At 42.3% G+C, this 13,546-nt stretch carries 9 protein-coding genes; 5 read left to right on the plus strand and 4 right to left on the minus strand.

From position 1 onward, the window contains the following. The first annotated feature begins 165 nt into the window (after window positions 1-165). Window positions 166-1,383 (plus strand): CinA family nicotinamide mononucleotide deamidase-related protein, encoded by a 1,218-nt coding sequence (locus GFB47_RS05225; protein ID WP_153447010.1) that lies wholly within the window; start codon window positions 166-168, stop codon window positions 1,381-1,383. A gap of 16 nt (window positions 1,384-1,399) precedes the next feature. On the opposite strand, the gene yfaE is transcribed toward GFB47_RS05225, so the two are convergent. The 4 genes from yfaE to ubiG all read right to left on the minus strand — a co-directional run bounded on the left by yfaE (window position 1,400) and on the right by ubiG (window position 6,491). Continuing rightward, complete coding sequence (yfaE, locus tag GFB47_RS05230; RefSeq protein ID WP_153447011.1) at window positions 1,400-1,678, minus strand: class I ribonucleotide reductase maintenance protein YfaE; 279 nt, start codon at window positions 1,676-1,678, stop codon at window positions 1,400-1,402. Between the two features lie 15 nt (window positions 1,679-1,693). Then, window positions 1,694-2,827 carry a class Ia ribonucleoside-diphosphate reductase subunit beta gene (gene nrdB / locus GFB47_RS05235; RefSeq protein WP_153447012.1) on the minus strand — a complete coding sequence of 378 codons (1,134 nt, stop codon included), beginning with the start codon at window positions 2,825-2,827 and terminating at the stop codon, window positions 1,694-1,696. A gap of 202 nt (window positions 2,828-3,029) precedes the next feature. Continuing rightward, the gene (gene nrdA, locus GFB47_RS05240) at window positions 3,030-5,318 is read right to left on the minus strand and encodes a class 1a ribonucleoside-diphosphate reductase subunit alpha (protein WP_153447013.1); all 2,289 of its coding nucleotides are present in this window, start codon (window positions 5,316-5,318) and stop codon (window positions 3,030-3,032) included. Between the two features lie 462 nt (window positions 5,319-5,780). Beyond that, window positions 5,781-6,491 (minus strand): bifunctional 2-polyprenyl-6-hydroxyphenol methylase/3-demethylubiquinol 3-O-methyltransferase UbiG, encoded by a 711-nt coding sequence (gene ubiG, locus GFB47_RS05245; protein WP_153447014.1) that lies wholly within the window; start codon window positions 6,489-6,491, stop codon window positions 5,781-5,783. A gap of 313 nt (window positions 6,492-6,804) precedes the next feature. On the opposite strand from ubiG, the gene gyrA reads away from it, so the two are divergent. The 4 genes from gyrA (at window position 6,805) to GFB47_RS05265 (ending at window position 13,545) form a co-directional block, all read left to right on the plus strand. After that, window positions 6,805-9,465, plus strand: coding sequence for a DNA topoisomerase (ATP-hydrolyzing) subunit A (gyrA, locus tag GFB47_RS05250; RefSeq protein WP_153447015.1), 2,661 nt, complete (start codon window positions 6,805-6,807; stop codon window positions 9,463-9,465). A 244-nt stretch (window positions 9,466-9,709) separates the two neighbouring features. After that, complete coding sequence (locus GFB47_RS05255; RefSeq protein ID WP_153447016.1) at window positions 9,710-10,309, plus strand: GTP cyclohydrolase II; 600 nt, start codon at window positions 9,710-9,712, stop codon at window positions 10,307-10,309. Window positions 10,310-10,699: 390 nt separating this feature from the next. Further along, window positions 10,700-11,974: an imelysin family protein gene (locus GFB47_RS05260; protein ID WP_153447017.1), complete on the plus strand. Its 1,275-nt coding sequence runs from the start codon at window positions 10,700-10,702 to the stop codon at window positions 11,972-11,974. 116 nt (window positions 11,975-12,090) lie between these two features. Beyond that, window positions 12,091-13,545, plus strand: a complete 1,455-nt coding sequence (locus tag GFB47_RS05265) for a di-heme oxidoreductase family protein (protein WP_153448157.1) — start codon at window positions 12,091-12,093, stop codon at window positions 13,543-13,545. The last annotated feature ends 1 nt before the right edge of the window (window position 13,546 follow it).

Consider the following 13,546-nt stretch of genomic DNA (forward strand, 5'->3'; position numbering starts at 1 on the left):
GTTATGATCCTCATTATGAATGATGTAAGTTATAAATAACGCCGCATTATAACGCTAATGTTGCCGCAGATCATTACTTATGATTGCAGTGAATGCAAGTGGATAGTGCCTCGTTGTGGTGAATGAGATCTTGTGCCGATGAATATCAAAAAAGGGAAAATATAAATGAAGATATCGATGTTAAGTACCGGAGAAGAAGTACTGCATGGTGACATCGTGGATAGCAATGCCTCTTGGCTTGGAGAGCAATTCTTTCAGCATGGATTTGGCTTGGATTATCGCGCCACGGTAGGCGATCAACTTGACGGCTTGGTGGCTGAAATTACGGCCTTAAGTCTGCGCAGTGATGTGGTGATCGTCAACGGTGGTTTAGGGCCAACTAGTGATGATATGAGCGCCCAGGCTATGGCTCAGGCGGCAGGGGTTGAATTAGAGTTGAAGCAAGAGTGGCTTGAGAATATAGAAGGATATTTTGCATCGTTAGGTCGGCCAATGGCACCAAGTAATGTCAAACAAGCCATGTTACCTATAGGCTCCGAGATCATTGATAATCCGGTGGGAACGGCCTGTGGTTTTAGTATGCGTTTGAATGATGCCTTAATTATGTTTACTCCCGGTGTCCCGTTTGAGTTTAAGCGTATGGTCACAGATGAAATCCTGCCGTTATTGCACCAACTCTACCCAAGTGTGGAGCAGCAAGCGTGTCATAAGATTTATGTGTTGGGGTTAGGGGAGTCGAGTATTGCCGATTCACTTAAATCACTGACATTACCGCAAGGTTTTTCGCTCGGTTATCGCTCTTATTTGCCGTTTATCGAAGTGAAAGTATTTTGTCCAGTTCGACACCCTGAGTTGAACGAGATTGTGCAGCAGATCGCCGATATTTTAATCGATAATGTGGTGGGTATTGATAAACCGCTTATTAATGGGGTGGTGGATGCACTGCAAAGCCAACAATGGCAGTTGTCGATATTAGAGCAAGTGACGGGTGGTGAATTAGCCCGCCAAATGTATCACGCGGGATCCACAGGGTCTGATGATGCTCAATCTAGCGTTTTCCAGCAAAGTATCGTGGATAATCAAGCGCCGAAATTAGCAGAGTTGGCAGACAGTGTATTGTTGTGTGCAGAGTATCGACAAGACACCCAAGCAGACGTTAGTTTGGCCAATTTCTGGCTAGAAGATGGCAGCATAGCATTGACCTTGAGCACCGAGCAGGGGGCATGGGCGCAGCAAGTGACATTTAAACGCGACTATCCATTGATCGCAAAACAAGTGATAGTCACTATGGTGTTATTGGATATGTTGCGTAGACAAGCCTCCGATCTCAAGGTTATCGGGCAATATGGTTATTTTGAATGTGTGAATAAGATTGAAATTTAAGCGCGCAGTTTGCTCTCTAAGCACGTTGCTTGATGGCTTGATAGCGCACTTTATCTAACACTAAATCGGTTTTTGCCTTGCAGATACAAGGCAAAATTTCTTTGGGGTGAGTAAAAGCTAATGCAAAGCCAACGTATTCTACTTCACCCGAAACCAATTCACATTTACAGGCACCACAATGTCCATCACGGCATTGGAATTCAGGTTGTAACCCTTCACTTTCCATCGCTTCTAACAAAGTGGTATTGCTATTGGTTTCGAGTAACGTCGCTTGGTTGACTTGCATTTTTTTCATAAGCAATAAGAGCGATTACAGCTCAAAATCTCCAAAGTCATCGGCATCAATTTCATTATCAATTTGGCCAACGAGGTATGAGCTAATTTCTGCTTCTTGTGGCGCCACTTGGACGTTATCTGAAGACAACCAAGCATTGATCCACGGAATAGGGTTAGAGGTTGCTTCTGGGTAAGCAATACCTAAACCAACCGCTTGCATACGAATATTGGTAATGTACTCAACGTATTGGCAAAGAATGTCTTTATTCAAACCAATCATTGAGCCGTCTTTAAATAGGTAATCGGCCCATTCTTTTTCCTGCTCTGCTGCTTCTTTAAACAGGTCAAAACATTCTTGTTTGCACTCTTCGGCAATTTGCATAAAGCTAAAGTCATCTTGACCATTACGCAAAATATTCAACATGTGTTGAGTACCCGTTAGGTGAAGCGCTTCATCACGAGCAATTAATTTAATGATTTTAGCGTTGCCTTCCATCAATTCACGTTCCGCAAACGCAAATGAACAAGCAAAACTAACGTAAAAGCGAATCGCTTCTAAAGCATTAACTGACATTAAGCAAAGATAAAGTTGCTTCTTCAGTGCCATTAGGCTGACATTGACTTTCTCGCCATTAAGAACGTGATTACCTTCACCGTAACGATGGTAATCATTAGTCAGGCGGATAAGTTCGTCGTAATAATGAGCAATATCTTTAGCACGTTTTACGATGTGTTCATTTTCAACGATATCGTCAAATACCACACTTGGATCATTAACAATATTACGAATAATATGAGTGTAAGAGCGCGAGTGAATGGTTTCTGAGAATGACCATGTCTCAATCCAAGTTTCAAGTTCTGGCAAAGAAACAAGTGGTAATAGGGCAACGTTTGGGCTGCGGCCTTGGATAGAATCGAGCAAAGTTTGGTATTTTAAATTACTGATGAAAATGTGTTTTTCGTGATCAGGCAATTTGTTGTAATCGATACGGTCACTAGAAACATCCACTTCTTCAGGACGCCAGAAAAAGCTTAACTGCTTTTCAATTAACTTTTCAAAAATCTCAAATTTTTGTTGATCGTAACGCGCGACGTTAACCGATTGACCCAGAAACATAGGTTCTTTTAATTGATCATTTTTGTTTTGATTAAAAATACTGTATGCCATGCTAACCTCTTGAATGAATAGCCAAACGCTACTCAAAGACAGTGTTATTTATGGGTGAGATAAAACCTTGTTTGCTTTTCATCTGAACCAGAAAATACATTGCCGTTCTACCTTCTAAAACACCGGATATTAAGCGGTGAGTTTAGAGGCGATTTAATGAAAACAGCCTGCAACAAAAATCGCAGGCTATAAATAAATAGATTTAGATCTTACAACCACCGCCTTCGCAGTCATCGTCTTGCTCAACCACAGTGCCGTTTTCACCTTGGTCGTCGCTCGCACCATCACGGGTGTTGTGATAATACAATGTTTTGACACCAAATTTATAGGCGGTTAATAAATCTTTTAATAACAACTTCATCGGTACTTTGCCATTGGCTTGCACACTTGGATCGTAGTTAGTATTGGCTGAAATCGATTGATCGATGAATTTTTGCATAATACCGACTAAGTGCAGGTAGCCATCGTTAGACGGGATCTTCCACAATAATTCGTATTGATTTTTCAAAGCCTGATATTCAGGAACTACTTGTTTCAAAATACCATCTTTAGAAGCTTTAACCGATACAAAACCGCGTGGAGGCTCAATACCATTGGTTGCATTAGATATTTGTGATGACGTCTCTGATGGCATCAATGCAGTTAAGGTTGAGTTACGTAAACCATGAGTGGTGATCTCGGTGCGTAGCGCTTCCCAATCAAGGTGCAAAGGTTCATTACAAATCGCATCTAAATCTTTTTTGTAAGAATCAATTGGCAAGATACCTTGCGAATAAGTGGTCTCGTTAAATGCCGGACACGCGCCTTTTTCTTTGGCGAGTTCTACCGAGGCTTTTAGAAGGTAATATTGCATCGCTTCAAACGTGCGGTGAGTCAGACCATTGGCGCTGCCATCTGAATATTTTACCCCGTTTTTAGCCAAATAATACGCATAGTTGATCACGCCAACCCCTAAGGTACGACGGTTCATGGTGGCTTTACGCGCCGCTGGCAGCGGGTAATCTTGATAATCGAGTAGGGCGTCTAATGCGCGAACAACCAGATCCGATAAGTCTTCAAAATCGCTCAGTTGTTTGATTTCACCTAAGTTGAAGGCAGAAAGCGTACATAATGCAATTTCGCCTTCATCGTCATCAACATTGCTTAGAGGCTTAGTTGGCAGAGCAATCTCAAGACATAAGTTAGATTGACGAACTGGGGCTACACTTGGGTCAAACGGGCTATGAGTATTACAGTGATCGACGTTTTGAATGTAGATACGACCAGTTGAGGCTCGTTCTTGCATTAATAACGAGAATAACTCAACCGCTTTAACCGTTTCACGGCGAATCGATGTATCGGCTTCGTATTGTACATACAGCTGTTCAAACTTGGCTTGGTCTTCAAAGAAAGCATCGTACAAACCAGGAACATCAGAAGGGGAGAACAAACTAATGTGGCCGCCTTTAATTAAGCGAGAGTACATTAATTTATTAAGCTGAACGCCGTAATCCATGTGACGAACACGGTTCTCTTCAACACCACGGTTGTTTTTAAGTACTAATAAAGATTGGACTTCACCATGCCAAAGTGGGTAGAACATGGTTGCCGCGCCGCCACGAACGCCGCCTTGTGAGCAACATTTTACTGCGGTTTGGAAGTATTTATAAAATGGAATACAACCAGTGTGGAAGGCTTCGCCATTGCGGATCTCAGACCCGAGAGCACGAATACGACCCGCATTAATACCAATTCCCGCACGTTGAGAAACATAACGCACAATTGAACTCGCGGTTGCGTTGATTGAGTCTAAGCTGTCGCCACACTCAATTAATACGCACGAGCTAAATTGGCGAGTAGGAGTACGTACACCCGCCATAATAGGGGTAGGTAGTGAGATCTTAAAAGTAGACACCGCATCATAAAAACGCTGAATGTAATCAAGACGCGTCTGTTTTGGGTATTTAGCAAACAAACACGCTGCCACTAAAATATACAAAAACTGGGCGCTTTCGTAGATTTCTTTCGTCACACGGTTTTGTACGAAATACTTACCTTCTAACTGCTTAACCGCGGCGTAAGAGAAGTTCATGTCACGGTTATGATCGAGAAAATCATCCATCGCGTTAAAATCTTCAACGCTATAGTCTTCTAACAAATGCTTATCGTATTTTCCCATGTCAACCAGTTTTGCCACATGATCATATAATGCTGGTGGCTCAAACTCGCCGTAGGCTTTCTTACGCAAATGGAAAACCGATAAACGTGCTGCTAGGTATTGATAGTCAGGGGTTTGCTCTGAAATAAGATCAGCAGCCGACTTAATGATAGTCTCATGAATATCAGAAGTGGTAATGCCATCATAAAATTGGATATGAGCTTTTAATTCGACTTGCGAAACGGAAACATTATCAAGATCTTCTGCGGCCCATGCGATCACGCGGTGGATCTTTTCAAGATCAATTCTTTCTTTGTGTCCATCACGCTTGGTGACTGTCAATTGTTGATTCATTCTAGTATGAGTTCCCTAACTATAAATGGTACGCAGCTACGATACTGTGAGGTGTTAAAAATGTGCGAGCTTTTGATTATGTTGCTTAGTGATAATAAAAGTGACAAAACACTATATATGGTGCCACTTGCTCGAATGGCTACAAGATAGTGCGAAATGCTTCTGTTTTCAAGTCGAGACATCGCTATGGCTTGTGGATAACTCAGGGATAGATTTTTTTCAGTAAGTAGCCACTAACCTATACAATTATGTATTACTTGGATCGCTACAAAAGCAAGTTGAAAAGTGTTGTCAAAGTAGACGCACAAAAAAATAAATCGCTTGATCTTTGATGGGATTTGATCAGAAAAAAGATCGATTTATTTATGCGCGATCAAGCACATTTTTATGAAATGTCAATGTATGAAAGCCAACATTTTAGGTCAGCATTTCATACAAAATAATAGGAGAGAAAGGAAAGGTTTATTGGATGAATTGAGTATGAACGATATAGTTCACATCGACATTTTTCCCCAAAGAATAGGTATCGGTTAATAAGTTGTAGCCTAAACCGGTAATCGATTGTTCTTGTAGTGGTGTGCTATCAACCATTTTAAGTAATTCTGAAGGACGGATGAACTTGGCGTGTTCATGAGTACCTTTAGGCACTAATTTCATCACTTGTTCTGCGCCCACAATGGCAAATAAATAGGATTTGATATTGCGGTTTAAAGTTGAGAAAAAGACATGGCCGCCAGGTTTGACTAATTTAGCGCACGCTTGGATCACCGATAGTGGGTCGGGAACATGTTCCAGCATTTCCATACAAGTGACGACATCGTAACTGGCAGGGTGTTGCTCGGCATGATCTTCAATTGTGCTTTGGATATAAGTCAGGGTTGTTCCGGTTTCAAGCGCATGTAAGCGTGCGACTTCAAGCGGCTCTGCGCCCATATCAAGGCCTGTGACTTCCGCGCCTTGTTTGGCCATGCTTTCTGCTAAAATACCGCCGCCACAACCCACATCAAGCACTGTCTTTGCAAATAAGCCATCAGCATTATCTAAGATGAAGTTTAAACGCAGAGGGTTAATTTGATGTAGAGGCTTAAACTCGCCATCAAGATCCCACCAACGAGAAGCCATATCGGCAAATTTTTTGATTTCAGCTGGATCAACGTTTTGTGTGGTCGTCATATTGGTCTGTTCTTTTAACAATTAAGATGATTGTCACTATATCAGGAATAAGAGAGCAACAAAATCAGCAAAGAAGAAAGTGACAAATAGAGCAAGATGGGTTTGATAAATGAGATAAATTCCAATCCAGTTTAATTTTTCAACAGTTAAAGCGAGAAGTTGCTATCAAGTGCTTAAAACCGACATGAAATAGATGCCGAAAATCGGTTTTATGTGTTATATTTTTAACCCTTGTGCGTGTCGCTATTTTAAAGCTAGTTTTGGCTTTTTATATAAATCATGCGATCAAAAAGAATAGAGGGATAATGGCTCTATGAGCGATTTAGCTAAACAAATTACGCCAGTAAATATTGAAGACGAGCTGAAAAGTTCGTATTTAGATTATGCGATGTCCGTCATCGTAGGTCGTGCACTTCCTGATGTGCGCGATGGTCTTAAACCGGTTCACCGTCGCGTTTTGTTCGCGATGAACGTGCTTGGTAACGATTGGAATAAGCCTTATAAAAAATCCGCTCGTGTCGTTGGTGACGTGATCGGTAAATATCACCCACATGGTGATAGTGCGGTTTATGACACCATCGTTCGTATGGCCCAACCATTCTCCTTACGTTACATGCTAGCAGATGGCCAAGGTAACTTTGGTTCTATCGATGGTGATTCTGCAGCCGCAATGCGTTACACCGAAGTTCGCATGTCGAAAATTGCACACGAACTGCTTGCCGACCTTGATAAAGAAACGGTTGATTACGTTGATAACTACGACGGCACGGAACAAATCCCTGCGGTTATGCCAACCAAAATCCCGAACTTATTAGTCAATGGTTCATCTGGTATTGCCGTTGGTATGGCAACTAACATTCCACCACATAACTTAGGTGAAGTGGTCGATGGTTGCTTGGCTTACATCAATAATGAAGATGTGACTATTGATGAGTTAATGCAATACATTCCAGGCCCTGATTTCCCTACCGCTGCGTTGATCAGTGGTCGTAAAGGCATTGTCGATGCTTATAAAACGGGTCGTGGTAAAATTTACATGCGTTCAAAAGCGCATATTGATGTGGAAAAAAATGGTCGCGAAACCATTATTGTTACTGAAATTCCATATCAAGTGAACAAGGCTCGCGTGATTGAAAAAATCGCTGAGCTAGTAAAAGATAAAAAAGTTGAAGGTATCAGCGCACTACGTGATGAGTCAGATAAAGACGGCATGCGTATTGTGATTGAATGTAAGCGTGATGCAGTGGGTGAAGTGGTTCTTAATAACCTTTACTCACAAACTCAACTGCAAACGACTTTCGGCGTGAACATGGTTGCACTGGATAACGGCCAGCCAAAACTGTTCAACCTAAAAGAAATGATTAAGTGTTTCGTTGATCACCGCCGCGAAGTGGTGACACGTCGTACTATTTTCGAATTGCGTAAAGCTCGTGACCGTGCTCATATCCTTGAAGCCTTGTCGCTAGCATTGTCCAACATCGATGAAATTATCGAACTTATCAAAAACGCACCCACCCCTGCTGAAGCAAAAATTGGTTTAGTGGCTCGCGGTTGGCCGTTAGGTAATGTTGCTGGCATGCTTGAGCGTGCAGGGACCGATGCTGCGCGTCCTGATTGGTTAGAAGATCAATACGGTATCCGCGATGGCGAGTACTTCTTAACCGAGCAACAAGCCCAAGCAATCCTAGAATTGCGTCTACACCGTTTAACTGGTTTAGAACACGATAAAATCTTGGACGAATACAAAGCGTTACTTGATGAAATCGCAGAACTTATTCACATCCTTTCAAGCACAGAGCGTTTGATGGAAGTGATCCGCGAAGAACTTGAAGCGGTTCGTGAAGGCTTTGGTGATGAGCGTCGCACTGAAATTACTGCAGCCAGCCATGATATCGACATGGAAGAGCTGATTGCGCGTGAAGATGTAGTGGTTACCTTGTCACATGAAGGTTACGTTAAGTACCAAATTCTAAGCGATTACGAAGCACAACGCCGTGGCGGTAAAGGTAAGAGTGCGACTAAGATGAAGAATGAAGATTTCATCGAACGTCTGCTCGTTGCTAATACCCATGACAATATTCTTTGCTTCTCAACCCGTGGTAAAACGTACCGCTTGAAGACTTACCAATTGCCGCATGCGACACGTACTGCGCGTGGTAAGCCAATTGTGAACATTCTACCGCTAGAAGAGAACGAGCGTATTACTGCGATCCTTCCTGTAACCGAGTTTACTGAAGATAAATTTATCTTTATGGCAACCGGTGACGGTACCGTTAAGAAAACCTCGCTCGCCAGCTTTGCTAATGTGCGCGCTAACGGTCTTATTGCGGTTAACCTACGTGAAGAAGATTCATTAATCGGCGTCGATATTACTTCTGGTACTGATGAAATCATGTTGTTCTCGAAAGAGGGTAAAGTGGTTCGCTTTAGTGAAGAACATGTTCGCGCAATGGGACGTACTGCCTCGGGTGTTCGTGGTATTCGTTTAGCAGAAGGCGATCAAGTGGTCTCACTTATCATCCCTGCGAATGAAGGTGGCGACGTATTAACCGTAACTGAAAATGGTTATGGCAAACGTACCGTTATCACTGAATATCCAACCAAAGGTCGTGGCACCAAAGGTGTGGTATCGATTAAAGTGTCTGAGCGTAACGGCCAAGTTGTTGGCGCGGTTCAAGCTCTCGATGCCGATGAGTTCATGATGATCACCAATGCCGGTACATTAGTTCGTACTCGCGTATCGGAAGTGAGCCAAGTAGGTCGTAATACTCAAGGCGTGACGTTGATCCGTACTTCTGAAGAAGAGAAAGTAGTCGGATTACAACGCATTGAAGAGATTGAAGAAGACGAAAACGCGATTATTGATGGTGAAGAAGGCTCTGAACTCGATGCTGAAAACACGATCAATACGCAAGAGGCTTCAGATGCTCCAGCGGCGCAAGATGACGATACCCAAGACACAGATCAAGAGTGATTATTAACTCTTCATTTGTTATTTGAAATGAAAGCCGAAGATTTCGATCTTCGGCTTTTTTTTGTTTAAATTTTATACCGCTATTGAATGTCTGACTAAAATACTGTGTTTTTACTTGAATGCGGATTTAGATGTTATATTATAACAATAATTATTTGCATCATTAACCTTAACTTTACTTGTGTCTCAGAGTGTTTAAGGAAATAATATTGCGTAGCAGAACTAATGAATAAGAGAGAGCAAAATGGCTGAAGTGCGTGCCAGAGTCGACCTAAAAGTGGGTGTTAATAGTGATATTAATGCCGAAATATTGTCATTTCACCATCTGAAAACCGACAAAGAACATATTGCTATCATCTTTAAGCAAGCCGATAAACAAGATCAAACGCCATTAGTTCGTATGCATTCAGAATGTTTAACCGGTGATGTTTTCCATTCATCTCGTTGTGATTGTGGTGAACAGCTGGATGAAACCATTAATAAAATGGGTGAGCAAGGCGGGATCTTATTATATCTACGCCAAGAAGGCCGTGGTATTGGCTTGTACAATAAAATTGATGCGTATCGCCTGCAAAGTGAAGGTATGAATACCTATGAAGCCAATAATCATTTAGGTTTTGGGGATGATTTGCGCGATTTTTCAGAAGCGGCGCAGATGCTTAAAGCCTTACAGATCGATAAAATTAAATTGATCACCAATAACCCTAAAAAAATGAAAGAGCTACAAGAGTTTGGCATTGAACTAGAAGAAGTTATCCCAACTCATGTGCATTTGAAAAGCGGCAATGAAAGCTACTTAAAAGCCAAAGCTTCACATGGTAAACACCGCTTAAAATTCGATTGATTTGACGATGTGTTTATCACCGTCATCACTAAAACGCCGCTATCTTATTCACGAGATAGCGGTTTTTTTGTACCTAATTTTGGCAACGAACACTAATACCATTTCCATTTCCATTTCCATTTAAGGTTTGATCAATTTGAATACGGTGAAAAGACGCTGATCCGTCCTTGGGCGCTTGAGCAAAGGACATCCATGGTCTTTGATACTTTTCTCTGTTCTCAAGTTTGAATTATCATTAAATGTATGGGATTGGTATAAATTTGTTGCGACAACGCAGAAAATTAGCATGTTAAGTAAAAACAAGGTTGTAAAAGTATGGTAAATAAGTATTATTCTTGTTGATTAATCTTAATGATAATGATTACCATTAACCTGTATCAAGGAAGAATTATGTTTACCTCTGCAACTCCTCGCATTGCCGTTATTTCTGCTCTTATGTTTGCCAGTCCAATGACTTGGGCGGCTGGATCTCAAAGCGCTGTTACTGAGCAACAAGTGGTCGAAAATTATGCTGATTTAGCTTACGCCGTATTTGACGATGCTCATATTACCGCGCAGAAATTACAATCCTTGATTCAAGCACTAGTGCAAAACCCATCTCAACAAGCGCTTAACCAAGCACGCACCGCTTGGCTTGCGTCGCGTGCTCCTTATCAGCAATCAGAAACATTCCGTTTTGGTAATGCCATTGTGGATGATTGGGAAGGGCAACTTAATGCTTGGCCGCTTGATGAAGGTTTAATTGATTATGTCGCCAAAGGTTACCACTTTGAATTAGGTAATGAAGGCGCTCAAGCCAATATTATTGCCAATAAATCGATTCAAGTTGGTAGTGATAAAATTGATGCAACTAAAATTACGCCAGAGTTATTAGCCAGTTTAAATGAACTCGCGGGCTCGGAGGCAAACGTTGCTACTGGTTACCATGCAATTGAATTCCTGCTATGGGGACAAGATTTACACGGCACTCAAGCCGGAACCGGTGAGCGTCCTTATACGGATTTTGCCAGTGGCAAGCAATGTACTAATGGCAACTGTGATCGTCGTGCTCAATACCTTGAAGCGGCGTCTCAATTGTTAGTGCAAGATTTAGATTGGATGAAAGCTCAGTGGGATGGCAAGGAAAAAGACAATTATCGTAGTCAGTTGCTCAGCCAACCGGCACGAGATGGCATTGGTAAAATGCTGTTTGGTATGGGGTCATTATCGCTAGGAGAGCTGGCTGGCGAACGTATGAAAGTGGCGTTAGAAGCCAATTCAACCGAAGATGAGCATGATTGTTTCTCTGATAATACTCATAACTCGCATTACTTTAATGAACTGGGTATCTATAACGTATTTAACGGCAGTTATACTCGTGTTGATGGCTCTGTTGTAACAGGCGCAAGTATTAAAGATCTTGTAGCCAGTAAGGATGCGGCAGCGGCAAAACAGATCGCGACACAATTTGAGAGTACTCGAGATCAAGTGCATAAGTTAGTGGATTCTGCCGAGCAAAATAACCAACACTTTGACCAACTTATTGCTTCAAACAATAAAGCTGGCAATGCGTTAGTCAATGACTCGATTCAAGCGTTAGTCAAACAAACGGAAGCGATTGAAAAAGCGGCGGCTGTGATTGGTATTACGAGCCTTAGCCCTGATAACGCGGATCACGAATTTTAATTTTTTTTCAAGGACCTCACATTCGGTGATTGTATTTTCGGATGAGAGAACAATGGATTAGGGCTCGTCTTTTCTGAGCCCTTACAGGATGTACCATGAAAGCCACGATGCCCACGATGCCAGTAACACTTATATCTAAACCCCATAAACGTACAATCTTTGCCCTCATTTTTGCACTTTATCTGCCATCAACCGCTTTGGCGTACGGTATCAAATCTGGCGGCGATACCAGTACCAATAAACAAGGCAGTAATGCTTTTTCTATGCCGGCTAATAATCTGCCATTATCGAAACGGTTGGATTTTAGTGTCGGGAATAGTTTTTTTCGTAACCCTTGGGTCGCCGCGCCAGCGACCACGGATGCAAGAGATGGATTAGGGCCACTTTTTAATACCAATGGTTGCCAAAATTGCCATATTAAAGATGGTCGAGGGCATCCACCTGAAGAGGGAGAAGACCAAGCGGTTTCGATGTTGGTCCGGTTGAGTATTCCAGCCCTGACGGCAAAGCAAAAACAACAATTGGTCATATCTGGGGTGATCCCTGAACCTATGTATGGCGATCAGCTGGAAGATTTTGCCATTCCAAACGCTAAACCGGAAGGCAAAATTAAGATTGAATATAGCAAGTTTAATGTCCGTTTTAGTGATGGTGAAACAATTGAATTAAGAAAGCCTAGCATCAAGTTGCATGATCTCAATTACGGAGAATTGCATCCAGATACCATGTTATCGGCTCGCATTGCGCCGCCAATGATAGGTTTAGGGTTACTTGAATCTATCTCGGTTGAAACGCTGCAGAATATCGCTGACCAGCAACAGCGCGATAATAAAGGTATTTCAGGTAAGTTAAATCAAGTCTGGGATGTGCAAACAAAATCCACGCAAGTGGGACGATTTGGTTGGAAAGCAGGGCAACCTAGCGCGATTCAACAAGATGCAGGGGCGTTTAATGGCGATCTTGGCTTAACCAGTGCTTTATTTCCGCATGAAAACTGTTCACCGCAACAAACAATTTGCGCCGAAATGCCAAATGGGAATCGCGCCAATAATGCCGCTGCGAATGAGGTGAATTCAACCGAAGATTATGAAGTTAGCAATAAAATCTTAAAATTTGTCGAGTTTTATTCGCAACATTTAGCGGTGCCGATCCGCAGAAATACCACAGATCCAAGCGTGATACGCGGGCAACAACTATTTGAAAATGTGGGCTGTGCGTCTTGTCATACTCCAGAAATCAAAACGGCGCAGAGTGATGAATTACCATCGCTGTCCAATCAAACCATCCATCCTTATAGCGATCTGTTATTGCATGATATGGGCGAAGGTTTAGCGGATAACCGACCTGAATTTTTAGCCACAGGCTCAGAATGGCGTACACCACCCTTGTGGGGCATTGGCTATACCGAAGAAGTGAACGGACACAGTTATTTCTTACACGATGGACGGGCGCGTAACTTAATGGAAGCGGTATTGTGGCATGGTGGTGAAGCTCAATCGGCCAAAGAACAAGTGCTTAATTTAAGCAAAGCCGATCGCGACGCCTTGACCGACTTTTTAAATTCCCTATAGA

Origin of the sequence: Vibrio algicola (genome assembly GCF_009601765.2) — a bacterium.
GTDB lineage: Bacteria > Pseudomonadota > Gammaproteobacteria > Enterobacterales > Vibrionaceae > Vibrio > Vibrio algicola.

Bases quoted from the DNA above. Each gene is read 5' to 3' on its own strand.
- nrdA (WP_153447013.1), bottom strand. From the start codon at position 5,318: ATGAATCAACAATTGACAGTCACCAAGCGTGATGGACACAAAGAAAGA.
- gyrA (WP_153447015.1), top strand. From the start codon at position 6,805: ATGAGCGATTTAGCTAAACAAATTACGCCAGTAAATATTGAAGACGAG.
- GFB47_RS05265 (WP_153448157.1), top strand. From the start codon at position 12,091: ATGCCAGTAACACTTATATCTAAACCCCATAAACGTACAATCTTTGCC.
- GFB47_RS05260 (WP_153447017.1), top strand. From the start codon at position 10,700: ATGTTTACCTCTGCAACTCCTCGCATTGCCGTTATTTCTGCTCTTATG.
- GFB47_RS05255 (WP_153447016.1), top strand. From the start codon at position 9,710: ATGGCTGAAGTGCGTGCCAGAGTCGACCTAAAAGTGGGTGTTAATAGT.
- GFB47_RS05225 (WP_153447010.1), top strand. From the start codon at position 166: ATGAAGATATCGATGTTAAGTACCGGAGAAGAAGTACTGCATGGTGAC.
- yfaE (WP_153447011.1), bottom strand. From the start codon at position 1,678: ATGAAAAAAATGCAAGTCAACCAAGCGACGTTACTCGAAACCAATAGC.
- nrdB (WP_153447012.1), bottom strand. From the start codon at position 2,827: ATGGCATACAGTATTTTTAATCAAAACAAAAATGATCAATTAAAAGAA.
- ubiG (WP_153447014.1), bottom strand. From the start codon at position 6,491: ATGACGACCACACAAAACGTTGATCCAGCTGAAATCAAAAAATTTGCC.